This is a genomic window from Flavobacteriales bacterium, from assembly GCA_019694795.1.
Lineage (GTDB): Bacteria > Bacteroidota > Bacteroidia > Flavobacteriales_D > UBA2798 > UBA2798.
Genome location: JAIBBF010000036.1, coordinates 12,558 through 27,940, shown reverse-complemented (window position 1 = coordinate 27,940; position 15,383 = coordinate 12,558). Strand labels below are relative to the sequence as shown.

The window sequence follows — 15,383 nt, the reverse complement described above, 5'->3', positions numbered from 1 at the left end:
CGATATTGCCTTGGGCGGACAAGGTGCCCCTTTGGTTCCGCTGGGAGATCGGGAGCTTTTTGGCAAGTATGAAGTGTGCCTGAATATTGGCGGAATTGCCAATTGGAGTGGAGAAATTGGCGGGGAACGAAAAGCCAGTGATATTGCACCTGCCAATATGGTGTTTAATTTTTTGGCGGAGCGCTCAGGAAAACCTTATGATGCGAACGGGGAAATGGCAGCAAGCGGAAAATTAATTCCTGGATTACTGAAGGAATTAAATGAACTCAGTTTTTATAGGGTGGATGGACCAAAATCATTGGGAAGGGAATGGTTCGAGGAATCTTTTTTACCCCTGCTCAACAAGTATCAGGAACCTACAGAAAATCTTTTACGCACCTGTGTAGAACATTGTGCTCAGCAAATAGCATATTCCCTTCGGTCTATCGAAAAAGGGACTGTTTTTATTACCGGTGGCGGGGCTTACAATCATTTTTTGATTGAACGGATAAAAGAAAATACACATCTCGCTATTCATATTCCCGATAAAGCCATCATTGAATTTAAGGAAGCCATCATATTTGCCTTTTTAGCCTGGCGACGTATACACCACAAAACCACAGCTTTAGCTTCAGTAACCGGTGCTTCTCAGGATTCTTCCGGCGGAGCAGTTTTCTTTCCTTGATTTTCCCATTTTCAATTAACAGGTCCATATTGAAAACCACCTTCATCTCATCACCCGTAGGGTGACTGAAATAGTAAATTTGTGCGAACACAGATTTACATCATGAAAGATCGTTTAAAGCAATTTGAGAATAAGCGTCCCGAAATCGTTTTCGAATGGAAAGATGCAGAGACAGAGGCCGAGGGCTGGGTAGTCATTAATTCATTGCGTGGTGGTGCTGCCGGTGGCGGAACACGAATGAGAAAAGGTTTGGATAAACGCGAAGTAGAATCGCTCGCAAAAACCATGGAAGTGAAATTTACGGTTGCTGGTCCTGCCATTGGTGGTGCTAAATCCGGAATTAATTTCGATCCGAATGATCCGCGTAAAAATGAAGTGTTAAAACGTTGGTATAAAGCGGTAGCTCCTTTATTGAAAAACTATTACGGCACCGGTGGTGATTTAAATGTGGATGAAGTTCACGACGTAATTCCCATCACTTCCGCACTCGGTGTTCTTCACCCGCAGGAAGGAGTGGTAAATGGTCACTTTAAAGCCAACGATGAAGAACGAAAAAAATCAATTTCGAATTTACAGATTGGTGTTTCCAAAGTGTTGAATGATGTTCGCTTTTCGCCTGATGTAACCAAAAAATATGTGGTTGCAGACATGATCACCGGTTACGGTGTGGCAGAAGCGGTTCGTCATTATTACAACATCTACGGTGGCGAATTAAAAGGCAAAAAAGTGATTGTTCAAGGTTGGGGAAATGTGGGTTCTGCAGCAGCGTATTATTTAGCTCAAAACGGCGCATTGATTGTGGGCATTATCGACCGCGATGGTGGACTGATCAATGAAAATGGATATACGTTTCAGGACATCCGCAAATTATTCATCGATAAGGATGGCAATAAACTGAAGGCAGATAACGTTATTCCCTTTAACGAGATCAATGAAAAAATCTGGAACATCCAGGCAGATATTTTTCTTCCCTGCGCAGCATCGCGATTAATTACCGAAGCGCAATTGGAAAAAATGTTGAAGTCGGGAGTAAACGTGGTAAGTGCAGGAGCAAATGTTCCTTTTGCCGATCCGGAAATTTTCTTTGGACCCATTGGCGAAAAAGCCGATACACAACTTAGTCTCCTCCCCGACTTTATTGCAAACTGCGGAATGGCCCGTGTGTTTGCTTATTTAATGTCGCCCGGAGCTGTAATTAGCGACGAAGCTATTTTTAACGATGTGAGTGAAATCATCAAAAAAGCATTGATGCGGACCCATGCAAAAAATTCAGCCAAAACACATATTGCACATACTGCATTCGATTTAGCGCTGGATGAACTTTTAGGTAACTGATTTTTAAAAAACACGTAATAAACCACTAACCAAACCAGGATTATGTTCAACATTCCACTTTTTATTCAAGAAGGCGCTGCTCAGGTAACCAATGTAGAGGGCGGAGGCGCTTCGGGTATTGTAGAAACCACCAAGGAAATTACATTATGGGAAATGATTGCATCCGGCGGATGGTACATCATGATTCCTATGGGTATTATGTCGGTTATTATGATTTACATTTCCATCGAACGCTTTCTGGCAATTAACCGCGCGGCACGGGGTGAACGCAATTTTATGCAAAAAGTAAAAGAATATGTTCACGAAGGAAAACTGGATGCTGCACGTAATTTATGTGCTACAACTGATAATCCTTATGCACGTATGGTTGAAAAAGGAATTTCCAAAATAGGAAAGCCCTTGAAAGATATTGAAGCCTCCATTGAAAATGTGGGCAAAGTGGAAGTTTCTAAACTGGAAAAAGGCGTTTCATTATTAGCAACCATTGCGGGTGCTGCTCCAATGATCGGATTCCTTGGTACCGTAGTGGGGATGATCATGACTTTTAACGAAATGCGTATTGATGGTCAGGTTGAAATTGAAGCTTTATCCGGAGGTATTATGATGGCGATGGTGACCACCGTTGCCGGTCTAATTATCGGTATTCTTTCCTATGTTATGTACAACTTGTTGGTTTCGAAAGTGGGAGACGTTATTGCGAAAATGGAATCGACATCGCTCGACTTCCTCGACTTACTGGACGAACCCGGAAAATAAATCCTAAAAAGGAAAAAAATGAAATTCAGATCGAACAATAAAATCAATGCAGAAGCAAGTACTTCGTCGATGACCGACCTGGTGTTTCTGTTATTGATCTATTTCGTAATTCTGGCCACGCAGATTAGTCCGGGTATCAATGTGAATCTTCCAAAAGGAAGCTCAGAAATGAAACCCAAGGCATCACCCTGTGTGGTGAGTGTTGACGAAAACCAGCAGCATTATGTAGCCAGTTTTCCGGTGGCCACTTCGGAGCTCGAAAATGCCATGAAAAAGGAACTGGAGAAGAATCCGGAGAAACCTTCTGTGCTTTTACGCGTAGACGAGAGTGTACCTACAGGTGTAACCGTGCATATTCTCGATATCTGTAAAAAGAACGACTGGAAAATTGCCATTGCAACCAAAGGCGAATGATGAACTTTTTTTAGTTGAACGTGTACTGAAAAATAAAAACGATGAGCCAGGAAGAAAATGAAAAGAAAAGAAAACGTGGTGCAATTATGTTTACCACTGTATTTCATGCATTGTTGATGGTGGTATTTCTTCTGGTGAGCTGGAAAGAACCTTTTCCTCTTCCCGAACCTATCCCCGTGGAAATTGAATTCATAGGCGGTGCAGGAATGGAAGGCGGTAGTCCGGCCAATGCGGTTTCTTCTACCGAAGAACAGCCTACTGAAAAACTCAATACGCAGGACGATTCAGAAGTTGAAGTTCCAAAAGGAAATTCGACTGTGGTAAACAACAATACCACCTCTTCGAACGCGACCACCAACAATACACAAAGTGTAAATCAAAATGCTTTGTTTGGCGGTGGAAACGGCAATGGCGAAAAAGGAAACAGCATAGGTAATGGCACAGGTGATGGAAATACAACCGGAACTTCTCCCGGCAATGGTAATGGCGATGGAACCGGGTTAGCAACCGGTCCTGGCGTGAGCATGAATGGAAGAAGACAAGTAGCTTCTCCCAAACCTGAAAATCCCGAATTTGAGCGTGGTCGTGTAGTATTTACCATTTATGTAAACCGTAAAGGCATCGTAACACGTGCGGTATTTGATGCAGCGCGTTCAACAACTAACGATTCCAAATTAGTTTCGAATTGTAAAGCCAAATTGGTTGGATCGCAAATTGTAAATGAAGATCAAAACGCAGCCGAAGAACAACGTGGCTCTTATGTTTTCGAATTCACTAACGAATGATGAACTACCGGCAAACGCTGGAATATCTTTATTCTCGATTACCGGTTTTTCAACGCATCGGTGCGGCGGCTTATAAACCCGATTTAAATAATACACTTGCATTACTGGAAGCTTGCGGAAATCCTCATATTGGATTGCGCAGCGTTCACATTGCAGGAACCAATGGAAAAGGATCCACATCACATATGCTGTCATCCATTTTCCAGGAGGCGGGATATAAAGTCGGACTCTACACTTCTCCGCATCTAAAAGATTTCAGAGAGCGAATCCGCATCAATGGAAAAATGATCAGCCGAAATGCTGTGGTTGATTTTGTAAAAAACAATCGCGCAGCCATTGAAAAAATTTCACCATCGTTTTTTGAAGTCACCGTTGCACTGGCATTCGATTATTTTAAACAACAAAAAACCGATATCGCTATTATTGAAACCGGATTGGGGGGACGACTCGATTCCACCAATGTGATTTTACCGGAACTTTCTGTTATCACCAATATCAGTTTCGATCATGTTCAGTTTTTAGGCAATACCATTGAAAAAATCGCCTTCGAAAAAGCAGGTATAATCAAAAATCAAATTCCTGTAGTAATTGGAGAATTCAATAAGGAAAGTGCTGCCGTATTTCAAGCAGTGGCTAAAGCGAAACACACAACTATTCACTTCGCTTCTAAATTGAGATTAAAGAAAAAATATCCGTGTCAATTAAAAGGTGAATACCAAATCCACAACATAAAAACGGTTATTTGTTCCATTCAGATTTTACAACATAAAAATTGGAAAATCCTGGAGCAGCATATCCGTAGAGGAATCGCAAAGGTGGTTGACAATACCGGGTTGCGCGGAAGATGGGAAACCATCGCATTGCGTCCGAAAATCATTTGCGATATTGGACATAATGCAGCGGGAATAAAAGTGGTGACCAGTCAATTAAAAAAAGAAAAATACAAACAACTGCACATGGTAATCGGCGCTGTGAACGACAAGGATATTAGTTCTATGCTGAAATCACTACCCAAAAATGCGCAGTATTATTTTTGCAAGGCAGCCATTCCAAGAGCATTACCGGAAACGGAACTGATGAACCTGGCGAAATCATTTAAATTAAATGGCAAGGCTTATCCTACAGTTAAACGCGCATTAAATGCCGCTAAGAAAAATGCATCTTCTACCGACTTAATCTTTGTAGGAGGTTCTGCATTTGTGGTGGCAGAGGCTTTGTGATTATCCTTGAAATCCAATTTTTACGTGACTCCCATCGCAATACGGTTTATTGGATGAAGCTCCGCAACGGCAAAATGCGGTCGATTTATTTCGCATTTCCATTTTACCCTCCGAATTTTTCACCTGTACATTTCCGTAAAGGATCAAGGGACCGTTTTTCATGGCCTCTACAATCGTTTCTCCACTTGTAGAGGATTCTTTATTGTCGCCATGTATAAACTTCCAGGAAAGTGCGCCGGAAGGACATTTATCAATTTGCGCGATAATTTCTTCGGTTTCCGCTGCGCTTAAATCCACCCATGGTTTACGGCGTGGATCAAAAACAGGTAAAAGTCCTTTCCAGCATTTGGTAGAATGAATACACTTTTCAGGTTCCCATTTTACAACGATGCGGTCGTTTTTATATTCTTTTTCCATAATGAAGAATCAATGACTGATGGTATCAATTTACAAATTAAGGATGTAAGTCGGGCAATTATTTTTTTTGCTATTCCAACAAATACAATGGCCAATGGATAAACCATCAGGAAACCAATGCCCCAATTTTTCATCCATGCAGAAAAAAAACCGTTTTCAAATCCTGTAATTCGCCATGTATTAATGCCGCTCAGGCAAAAACTTAAAGGAGTAGCTACAAGGAAAACAAAAACAAAGGGGATTAATTTTGGATTTTTTATTTTCATGATTACTTAATTCATTGGAATTTCAAGTAAAAGTATTTCTGCTTTTTCAAGCACCTTCATTTCAAGTTTGTCGCAGTCCCAAATACCCATACCATCTCTGCTGGTTAACACCTGATCTCCCAGCGAAATTTTTCCGTTCAGCAAAAAGAGATATACTCCATTTTTAGCATCCTTTAAGGCATATTCAGCAGTAGAACCTGCATCGAAAATCCCTGAAGAGATCCAAGCATGTTGATGAATTCTTAAATCCAGTTCACTGTTATCTGGACCAACCAAAGTGAGGAATGTATTTTCTTTTTCTGCGTCAGAAAATGTTTTTTGCATATATCTGGGCGCAACATTTTTGGTATCGGGAATAATCCAGATTTGTAAAAACCTGACTTCCTTATCCGCATTTTTATTGTACTCCGAATGGGTTACTCCGGTTCCGGCACTCATCACCTGAACATCGTTTTGCCGAATCGTCATTTTATGCCCCATACTATCCATATGTTCCAAATCACCTGACAATGGAATGGAGATGATTTCCATATTGCTGTGCGGATGCGTTCCAAAACCCATACCCGCTGCAACAAAGTCATCATTCAATACCCTTAACATCCCGAAATGCATACGGGAAGGATCATAGTAATTAGCAAAACTAAAAGTGTGGTGCGATTTTAACCAGCCATGATCTGCATATCCTCTGGATGTTGCAGCATGAAAAATTGTTTTCATAATTTATCCTTTCTGGTACAAAGATACAAAACAATTGTTGTATATACAACAATAACAAGTGTAAAAATCCCCGATTTATTTCAAACCGGGGATTTTCAATTAATTATTTCGTTTCAATAAGAATGGTGTTGGTCATTTTCATGCTCATTCCCATTGTTTTCATATCCAAATCTTGGGTAAGATCCGCTTTATTAGTCCAGCCCGATTTGCGGTCGATATACATTTTACCCGACATAGTACCTGTCATTTTCATGGATCCACCCATAGCGTCTTTCATATCGCCGGAAATATCACCTTCCATTTTAATTACCACCTGATCTTTTTCAATCGCCTCAATGGTGTATTTGGCTTTCATTTTCATCGGACCACTGGAAACATTCATTTCCGTTTCGCGATCCCATGAATCACCTACTCCAACTTCTTGCTCGGGATAAATAGAGAACATATTGTCGAACATCTGATTGGCCTGGGAATTATCAGATCCTAAAAGTGCTTTTAAACTATCGGGATACAAAGAATTCATATCAGGAGCTTTTACCACTTTACCGTATTTATCCATGGTCATGGTAAGACTTTTATTTACCAAAGAAGCTAAACCAAGATAAGCCATCGATTCAGGGTTATTCATGTCAATGGAATCTTTCGCTGAGTCGTAACCCATTTCTCTTCCCATGGCATTCATCTTCATAGAAACATGGGTGTATTTCGTTTCCATTTCAACATCGCCATTTTCTGCAACATTGCTGGCGGTCATTTCGGTAGTCATGGAAATATTGGTTTCCATAGGCATACCTTGTGCTTTGGAGCTAACGGTAAAGGTCAACACCTTTTTATCGCCCTTCTGAGGCTGGAGTCGTAATAAAACTTTTTCAGAAGAACCTTCTGCGGCGCCTTCACCATTGCCACAGGATTGCATTGCAGCCAAAGAACCGGCCAGAAATAAAATAGAAAATAACTTTTTCATGAATTTGAGTTTGAATTCAAATGTAGAGAAAAAGGGCATCCTATGAAATGGATTTCTATTTTTGAAAGAAAAAAGAATGAAAGCCATCATCGACGAATACAATAAGGTGAATCATTTCGGACGATTTCTCGGTATGCATTTCAATATCCTTTCACCGGGTGAAGTGGAATATCATCTGGAAATTACCGAATCTCTTTTGGCCACCGAAACTGCAGCGCATGGAGGTGTACTGGCTGGATTTATGGATGCCATTTTAGGTGTTGCAGCGTTAAGTGTGGTAGCTGAAGAAGGAAAACGCGTTGCTACGCTTGAATTAAAAATTTCATTTTTAGCACCTGCATTGTGCAATGATCAACTTAGCGGTAAAGGCAGCGTAATAAAAAAAGGATCGCGAATCGTTTTTTCAGAAGGAAGTATTTATAATCAAAATGGGTTGCTGATTGCGAAAGGCAGTGGCACATTTACGGCTTATCCTGCAGAGCAAAAAAAAGAGGGATAAAATCCCTCCTGATTATGCTTGAGTGTTGGTCCCGCCAAAATTCATTGGAAAGGGCTGTGCATCTCCACCCTTTATGGTGCCATGCATCTGTTCAAATTTTGCAAGGTTATCGCCCAAAGCTCTGAACAATTGTTTGGCGTGAATGGGAGAAAGTAAAATTCTTGACTTCACTTTTGCCTTTGGAACACCAGGCATAACCCGAATAAAATCGATGATAAATTCCGCATTGGAATGGGTAATTATCGCCAGGTTGGAATATACTCCTTCGGCAGTTTCTTCGGTCAGCTCAATGTTCAGCTGGTTTTCGTTTTCGCTCATAAATCAATTTTTATGGAATAAAAATACACTTCCATCCCACTTATTTCAAAAAAACTTTAATGCAATTCACTTTTTTCTTAAATTATGGGACTAAAATCCATGCCGATGGATAAGCAATTACCCGAAGAAGTATTATCACTCACCCGCTCATTGTATGAATCGGGTTATGAGAATGAAAAAATCGCAAAAGAACTTAGCGATAAAGGACACCACTCCTACATAGAAATTGCCATGGAATGGGTAAAAAAATGTCACCTCGAAAAAAGAAGAATACGAGGAATTTATTTTTTGGCAGCAGGCGGTCTCTGTCTATTTGGTGGATTTCTTTTTTCTGCCATTGCTTTCCATTCTGATAAATCCGATGCCTTAAATTTTCCGCTGTACGGATTAACCAGCATTGGTATTGTATTATTACTCGCGGGGATGAAAGAATGTATCGGAATGTAATTCATGCTGTTTTTATAAATAAAAAAGCCCCGAAAATTTCGGGGCTTTTTTTATGCTTTGTTATTTATTCTTTATTCAACTAATAAAGTAACATGTCCTACAAATTCTTTATCAATTCCTTCCAAGGCATCACGTGCGCGGATTTTCCACACGTAAACATCTTGTTTCGACATTACTCCTTTATAAGTTCCATCCCAACCTGCAGTCATGGAATGTGTGCTCACAATCAATTCTCCCCAACGATTGAAAATCATCAACTCGAAATGATCCGGATCTAAATCTGCACCGGAAATAATCGGCAGGAACACATCATTGATTCCATCACCATCTGGTGTAAATGAATTCGGAACGTAAAGCGTGAACACATCATAAATGGTTACAAACTTACAGGTATCATCCACACAACCATGAGGTGAGGTTACGGTTAAACATACTTCATAATCACCCGGTGATACATTTAAGAAATTAAAGCTTGGATTTTGTTGCGAAGAAGTTCCTAATCCTGCAAAATCCCAACTGTAAGTTCCTCCGTCAATCGACTCATCCTGGAAGTTTACAACGCTATTGATAATGGTAGGTTGAGTTGGATTCCATGAGAAATCTGCAATCGGATCGCCATACACACAAACTGCATCTGTAAATGTAGCCGTACCAATACACCCTTCGGGTGATGTTACTGTCATGGTTACATCATAACATCCCGGTGTGGTATAGGTATTGGTTTGCGCACCACAACCCACTGCCGAATTTCCATCTCCAAAACTCCAGGAACAATCTGCACCTAACATGGCAGGCGGAGTTGTATTGGTGAAATCAACCGTAAGCGGAGCACATCCAGAAGAAGGATTAGGCGTCATGGTTGGAGTTGGAATAGTATTGAATCCAACATTGATATAGATCGTATCCTGATTCGGACAAGCATCTTCGGCTACCAGCATAACTGTTGTTGGAGCAGAAGGGACAAACGTAAGCGTTGGTGAATCTACCAATGTATCGTTTTCATAGAACCAGATAAAGAGATAGTTTGGTACACCCAGAGTTGCACTTGCAGTAATGGTTGCAGGAGATCCCGGACATACATTCACATCACCGGAGGTGGTAGGAATAAAGTTCGGAATAACGTTTACCGTTGCTGTTTGCGGCTGAGAAGCACATCCATTCTGATCGTATGCGGTTGCAGTAAATGTTGTTTGAACGGTAGCAGAAACCGTATAGAATTGTGCGGTATCGCCCGTATTCCAAACCACATTATAAGGAGCAGCGCCACCACTTACGGTTGAGCTAAGAACACCGGAGTGACCAGAGCACACGGTAATATCGGCAATTGGATCCAGTACAACCGGTGTTGGATCATTCAAGGTAATGGTTTGTGTATTGGTACAACCATTCGCATCTTGTGCAACTACATCGTATACACCTGCGCATAATCCGGTAAAGGAAGGAGATGCCTGGAATGTTGCTCCGTTATCGATGCTGTATCCGGTAACATTTGCTCCTGCTGAAACCGTAATTGTTCCATCACAAGAACCGGCACAAAGAGGATCTGTTGATACGAAGTTATTGATCACAACTTGTGCAGGTTGAAGAATATTAAATACAGTGCTTAGCACACACGCATTATCATCAGTGATATCTACTGTGTAAGTTCCTGCACATAATCCTGCAACAGCACTTTGAGCAGGACCACCCACGCCTCCACTCCATCCATAAGTGTACAAGCCTGAAGATGTACCACCTGTTGGAGTTACAGAAGCAGTTCCGTCGCATGCGTCAAAACATGTTGCATCTGTTGAAGTTTGTGATGCAACTGTTAATGCAGCTGGCTCATTGATGGTGAGTGCTGCAGGGGTTTGACAAGAATGATTATCCTGAACGAACACCGTATAAGTTCCAGCAGCAAGATTCGATTGTGTTGTTAAGGAACTAAATGTTGCACCATTATCGTAACTGTATAAATAAGGCGTAACACCTCCATTAGCAGCAAGAGAAATGGATCCGCTATTATCATTGTTACACAGTAAATCTGTACCTGTTGCATTTAAAGTTAATGCAGTTGGTTCTGCAATGGTAACCGATTGCGAATCGGTACACCCATTTGCATCTGTTACAGTAACTGTATACGTGTTGGCGCATACTGCAGCAAAGGTTCCTGAAAGTTGAGCAGCACCTCCAATATCGAAATTCAATGCACCTGTTCCGCCGGAAGCTGTTACATCAATTTGTCCATCGCAAGCTGCATTACAATTTACATCAGTGGTGAATAATGATGTAATACTTGGATTACTTTGATTCGGCACAACCTCAACAGATGTTTCACTACATGCATTACCATCTTCAACTACAACGGTGTAATTGCCGGCAGCTAAACCTGTGAATGTATTTGAAGCCTGGAAGGTAGTTCCATTATCAATACTATACTGGAATGTGCCAGTACCACCGTTTGCGGTGATGGTGATTGCACCATTTGGATTTCCGCAAGTGGAAGGAGTAATGGCAACGGTATAAGTTACTGCAGTTGGTTCGGTAATTGTTTGTGACGCTCCAACCAAACAGTTATTCGCATCTTTAATTTGTACCTGATAAGAACCAACGCAAAGTCCGGTTAACAATGAATCGGTTTGGAATACCACACCATTATTCGATGAGAATAAATATGGAGCAGTTCCTCCGTTTGGATCCACTGTAATGGTACCGTCGCAAGAACCGTTACACAAGGTTGGTGTAGTGGTATAGCTGGCCGTTAATACTGCAGGTTGCGCAATGGTTACTGTACCGGTGGTAATACAACCAGCACCATCTTGAATTGAGATGTTATAGGTATTGGCTGCTAATCCAAAATAAGAGAATGTAGCGCTATAAGTTGTACCTCCGTTAATACTGTATTGATATGGAGTAGTTCCTCCTGATGCTACCAATATCATCGTACCGGAGTTATTACCGAAACAAGTTAAGTCGGTGTGACTACTGGTGAAGGTTACCGGTGTCGGTTCAGAAATGGTAGCTGTTCCACTCTGCAAACAGTTGTTGGCATCTTGTACCATCAAATTGTATGTTCCAGCAGCAAGTCCGTTAAATACATTCGAAGCCTGGAAAGTTGCACCATTGTCAACACTGTATTGATAAGGTGCAGTTCCTCCTGTTGGAGCACTGAACGTGATGGATCCTGTAATACCGCCTGCACATGATGCAGCAGAAGTGGTAGTGGAATATACTATCGGATCCGGATCGTTTACTGTAAATGTAACAACATACAAACACGATCCCTGGTCGGTCATTACAACCGCATGCGATCCTTCACATAATCCGTTAAAATCACCTGAACCAAATTGTGCTAATCCACCATTATCCAAATCGTAGGAGATGGTTCCGAATCCACCGGTAGCAATGGTTGAAACGGTACCATCACAAGAACCTGGACATAATGCATCGGTTACGTTGTTTAATTGTCCATCCATTTCCACGTCGCTGATTCCAACGAAAATCGATTCCTGACATCCTAATGCATCTGTAGCGATCACCTGATAGGCACCCGAAGTAATATTTAAGAATTCACCATTGGGATCGGTCATACCTGCAGTAACATTATTGTAGGTATAAGGAGCATTACCACCTGTAGCTACAACCTGGAAAGCAGCATTATTAAATCCGCAATTCGATTCAACCGTATATACAGTATCTAAATTATAACCCGGAGGATTAATCAGGTTTACTGTGCCTAGGGTTTGACATCCATTCGCATCCTGAATAATTAAATTGTGAACGCCTCCGCAAAGTGCACTGAAGTTGGTGGAAGATGTAAATGCAGCGCCATCCAAAGAAAACTGATAAGCGGGTGTTCCTCCTGTAGAAGTTGCAACTGTAATTGTTCCATCGCAACTTCCATTACAAATGGGGTTGGTACTATTATAAGTTGCAGCTAAAGGAGCAGGCTGAGTGATCACCACGTTTTGGTTTGCCAAACATCCATTTGCATCTCTAACTACTACGTTCGAAGTTCCTGCACAGAGACTACCTAATATATTCGAAGCCTGGAATGTTAATCCACCATTTGATGAATACTCATATGGAGGAGTTGCATTGTTTGCTGTTACAGTAATTGAACCGTTGCATTGACCGTTACATAATGCATTGGTATGTGTTTGCGTAAATGTTAATTGCGTTGGTGAAGTAATGGTAACCGGTACGGATGTAGTACAGTTATTCGCGTCAGAAACTACTACAGTATAAGAACCGGCAGATAATCCGCTGAAGGTATTGGAAGCTTGCGGACCAGGACCCGGATTTAAATCGTACTGCAATCCACCTGTACCACCAGTTGCATTAATAATTACTTGTCCGTTTACACCACCTGCACAACTAACATTGGTTTGCGATCCGATAGAAGCAACCGGACTTGGCTGATTTAATACCGTAATTGAAACAGTAGATGTACATGAATTCGCATCGCTTACGGTTACGGTATAGGTACCGGGCGCTAAAGAATTAAATGTTGCAGAAGCTTGAGCAGCTCCACCATTTAATGAATAAGTAAAAGGAGAAGTTCCTCCGGTTTGTGTTGCTGTTAATGAACCATTGTTTGCACCACAGGTTGCAGGTGTTACACTTTGCTGAGATGCAACTAAAGCTGCAGGCTGAGTAATGGTTGCATTTAATGTGAGTGTACAGTTATTGGCATCGCGCACTACTACAGTATATGCACCTGCACACAATCCGCTAAATGAATTTCCTGCCTGAAATGCGCCTCCATTAATAGAATATTGAATTGCACCTGTTCCACCTGTTGCACCGTTAACGGTGATGGTTCCGTTGCAGAGTCCATTACATGTAACGTTTGTTTGAGATAATGTTGCAGTGATAGCTGTTGGTTGAGTAATGGTAGTTGTTGCAGTAGCTACACAACCTGATGCATCCGTCATGGTTACAGTATAGGTACCAGCAGGAACATTTACAGCTGTTTGTCCGGTTTGAGCAGGGGTAGTATTCCAGTTATACGTAAAACCAGCTTGTCCTGTTGGATTTGCACTAACTGTTCCGGTTGAACCTCCATTACATGTTACGTTGGTTCCTGCTGCAGTAACACTACAACACGGAGGTCCTGGATTAATACTAAATGTTCCCGTAGCAGTACAACCATTTGCACTTACTACATTGTAGGTATAGGTTCCATCAGGAAGATTATTAAATACGGCAGTTCCACCAACGGTGTTAGGTTCGGTAACTGCAGGCGGATTTGCGGGACCGGTAATGGTAACGGTATACGGACCTGCACCAACTGCATTGTCGATAATCACAGAACCATTATTGTATCCTGCGCACGTTTCTGCTGTTGGAGTAACGGTGGGTTGATTTAATGCAGATAGATTCACCACCACATCATCATTCTCAACAATGACTAAACCATCACAACGAGTATAAGTTGCACGTGCGGTATACGTAGTAGATGCTGCGGTTGGACAAACAGTAACGGAGTTACCTGTTCCAATTTGTGTAGCACCCTGCCACCATGTTACGTTATAAATGGGAGCTCCGTTAGGAGTAAATCTCCATCCTTCACCAGGAACAGCAGGCGTCCAGGTTGGTGTTGAATTTCTTCCGGGTGCAGCCATTCCAGTTGCTCCGGTATTATTTTGAATCCCGATAATAGCGCGACCTCCATTCCAGGAACAGATTTGTTTTTTCTCAGTATAAACTTCAATTACATTGGTAGTTTCATACAACACCATTTGAGATGTTGTTTTTGAACTTGAAGTACAGCTATATTGACAAACTTCATAAAAATTAACTACCAGAATACGACAAGGAGCTGCTCCAATTAAATGCCATTTAACCGTTCCACAAATTGCCGAATATAAGTCCATATAAATCCCGAAAATGGAATTTAGCGGAAGTGCTGCATTCGGACAGTTTGCCGAGAATGACCACGGACAATATCCATTTGCTAAAGCCGGATTAAAACAAATATTTCCGTTAGAACCAACTACACATTGCGTATAAGAGTTACCATAAAAACAAAAAGGAAAAGGCAAATTAATTACCGAACTGTAAACATCATCTCCACCCACAACGATTGTATTACCACCTGCCTGATTGTAGGGCAAAATGGGAGCATACGGAATACTGGCAACAGTATATGTTGACGTATTTCCCACATGGAAAGGAGTGGCGGTTAACGTTGTACAAGCTTGGGTACAAGGCAAAGTAACGTCCGGCGGAGCAATAATGTCAGGACAACCGGGGCCTTGAGCATAGGCAATCACTTGTGTGATTATAAGGACAACAGAGAAGAGAAGTTTACGCATAGCAAGTAAATTGGGCCAATAATTTGCTGACATATTAAGTCAGATATAAGACCGTATGAGCAAAAAATGGTTGCCTGATATTAGTTCAAATACGGGAATTTTTTTGCGTTTGGGATTACAAAATTTTATGAGCTTGAAAAATAAACACTTAAATCTAAATCGGTTTTTAACACCGAAATGCAAAGGCTAACAGAATCCTAACAATGTTGTGAAATTTCAGATTAACCAATGGCTTTCAGGTCGGGATGGCAACCCTTTTGCTAATAAATCGTCTTTGATCTG

General features: G+C 41.4%; 14 protein-coding genes. 8 read left to right on the top strand and 6 right to left on the bottom strand.

Features of this window, described 5'->3' with window-relative positions; genetic code table 11:
- The 6 genes from K1X56_10850 to K1X56_10825 form a co-directional block, all read left to right on the top strand.
- Positions 1–664: anhydro-N-acetylmuramic acid kinase (locus K1X56_10850; protein MBX7095214.1), on the top strand; the 664-nt coding region annotated here is incomplete at its 5' end.
- 102 nt (positions 665–766) lie between these two features.
- The gene (locus K1X56_10845; GenBank protein MBX7095213.1) at positions 767–1,999 is read left to right on the top strand and encodes an amino acid dehydrogenase; all 1,233 of its coding nucleotides are present in this window, start codon (positions 767–769) and stop codon (positions 1,997–1,999) included.
- Between the two features lie 42 nt (positions 2,000–2,041).
- A complete protein-coding gene (locus K1X56_10840) occupies positions 2,042–2,755 on the top strand; it encodes a MotA/TolQ/ExbB proton channel family protein (GenBank protein MBX7095212.1) in 714 nt (237 codons plus the stop codon).
- An 18-nt stretch (positions 2,756–2,773) separates the two neighbouring features.
- Positions 2,774–3,169 carry a biopolymer transporter ExbD gene (locus K1X56_10835; protein MBX7095211.1) on the top strand — a complete coding sequence of 132 codons (396 nt, stop codon included), beginning with the start codon at positions 2,774–2,776 and terminating at the stop codon, positions 3,167–3,169.
- Between the two features lie 41 nt (positions 3,170–3,210).
- Positions 3,211–3,954: a hypothetical protein gene (locus K1X56_10830; GenBank protein MBX7095210.1), complete on the top strand. Its 744-nt coding sequence runs from the start codon at positions 3,211–3,213 to the stop codon at positions 3,952–3,954.
- Entirely contained in the window at positions 3,954–5,174 is a 1,221-nt protein-coding gene (locus tag K1X56_10825) for a bifunctional folylpolyglutamate synthase/dihydrofolate synthase (GenBank protein ID MBX7095209.1), read from the top strand. Before K1X56_10830 ends, K1X56_10825 begins: the two co-directional genes overlap by 1 nt.
- On the opposite strand, the gene K1X56_10820 is transcribed toward K1X56_10825, so the two are convergent.
- From K1X56_10820 to K1X56_10805, 4 genes are all read right to left on the bottom strand, one after another.
- Complete coding sequence (locus K1X56_10820; protein MBX7095208.1) at positions 5,175–5,591, bottom strand: (4Fe-4S)-binding protein; 417 nt, start codon at positions 5,589–5,591, stop codon at positions 5,175–5,177.
- Complete coding sequence (locus K1X56_10815; protein ID MBX7095207.1) at positions 5,555–5,857, bottom strand: DUF2798 domain-containing protein; 303 nt, start codon at positions 5,855–5,857, stop codon at positions 5,555–5,557. The genes K1X56_10820 and K1X56_10815 overlap by 37 nt, the downstream gene beginning before the upstream one ends.
- Before the next feature lie 6 nt (positions 5,858–5,863).
- On the bottom strand, positions 5,864–6,574 hold the full coding sequence (locus K1X56_10810) for a pirin family protein (GenBank protein MBX7095206.1): 711 nt from the start codon (positions 6,572–6,574) through the stop codon (positions 5,864–5,866).
- A 103-nt stretch (positions 6,575–6,677) separates the two neighbouring features.
- Positions 6,678–7,538, bottom strand: a complete 861-nt coding sequence (locus K1X56_10805) for a hypothetical protein (GenBank protein ID MBX7095205.1) — start codon at positions 7,536–7,538, stop codon at positions 6,678–6,680.
- Positions 7,539–7,614: 76 nt separating this feature from the next.
- Between K1X56_10805 and K1X56_10800 the strand changes: the two genes are divergently transcribed.
- A complete protein-coding gene (locus tag K1X56_10800) occupies positions 7,615–8,037 on the top strand; it encodes a PaaI family thioesterase (GenBank protein ID MBX7095204.1) in 423 nt (140 codons plus the stop codon).
- 12 nt (positions 8,038–8,049) lie between these two features.
- Here the strand turns inward: K1X56_10800 and K1X56_10795 are convergent, their stop codons facing one another.
- The gene (locus K1X56_10795) at positions 8,050–8,355 is read right to left on the bottom strand and encodes a DUF3467 domain-containing protein (GenBank protein MBX7095203.1); all 306 of its coding nucleotides are present in this window, start codon (positions 8,353–8,355) and stop codon (positions 8,050–8,052) included.
- An 84-nt stretch (positions 8,356–8,439) separates the two neighbouring features.
- Here K1X56_10795 and K1X56_10790 point away from each other — a divergent pair, with 84 nt between their 5' ends.
- Positions 8,440–8,802, top strand: coding sequence for a hypothetical protein (locus K1X56_10790; GenBank protein MBX7095202.1), 363 nt, complete (start codon positions 8,440–8,442; stop codon positions 8,800–8,802).
- 71 nt (positions 8,803–8,873) lie between these two features.
- Here the strand turns inward: K1X56_10790 and K1X56_10785 are convergent, their stop codons facing one another.
- Positions 8,874–15,101, bottom strand: a complete 6,228-nt coding sequence (locus K1X56_10785) for a gliding motility-associated C-terminal domain-containing protein (GenBank protein ID MBX7095201.1) — start codon at positions 15,099–15,101, stop codon at positions 8,874–8,876.
- Between the last annotated feature and the right edge of the window lie 282 nt (positions 15,102–15,383).

Coding starts and splice junctions, on each gene's coding strand:
- K1X56_10785 (MBX7095201.1), bottom strand. CDS start 15,101: ATGCGTAAACTTCTCTTCTCTGTTGTCCTTATAATCACACAAGTGATT.
- K1X56_10815 (MBX7095207.1), bottom strand. CDS start 5,857: ATGAAAATAAAAAATCCAAAATTAATCCCCTTTGTTTTTGTTTTCCTT.
- K1X56_10825 (MBX7095209.1), top strand. CDS start 3,954: ATGAACTACCGGCAAACGCTGGAATATCTTTATTCTCGATTACCGGTT.
- K1X56_10795 (MBX7095203.1), bottom strand. CDS start 8,355: ATGAGCGAAAACGAAAACCAGCTGAACATTGAGCTGACCGAAGAAACT.
- K1X56_10790 (MBX7095202.1), top strand. CDS start 8,440: ATGGGACTAAAATCCATGCCGATGGATAAGCAATTACCCGAAGAAGTA.
- K1X56_10840 (MBX7095212.1), top strand. CDS start 2,042: ATGTTCAACATTCCACTTTTTATTCAAGAAGGCGCTGCTCAGGTAACC.
- K1X56_10820 (MBX7095208.1), bottom strand. CDS start 5,591: ATGGAAAAAGAATATAAAAACGACCGCATCGTTGTAAAATGGGAACCT.
- K1X56_10800 (MBX7095204.1), top strand. CDS start 7,615: ATGAAAGCCATCATCGACGAATACAATAAGGTGAATCATTTCGGACGA.
- K1X56_10810 (MBX7095206.1), bottom strand. CDS start 6,574: ATGAAAACAATTTTTCATGCTGCAACATCCAGAGGATATGCAGATCAT.
- K1X56_10830 (MBX7095210.1), top strand. CDS start 3,211: ATGAGCCAGGAAGAAAATGAAAAGAAAAGAAAACGTGGTGCAATTATG.
- K1X56_10835 (MBX7095211.1), top strand. CDS start 2,774: ATGAAATTCAGATCGAACAATAAAATCAATGCAGAAGCAAGTACTTCG.
- K1X56_10845 (MBX7095213.1), top strand. CDS start 767: ATGAAAGATCGTTTAAAGCAATTTGAGAATAAGCGTCCCGAAATCGTT.
- K1X56_10805 (MBX7095205.1), bottom strand. CDS start 7,538: ATGAAAAAGTTATTTTCTATTTTATTTCTGGCCGGTTCTTTGGCTGCA.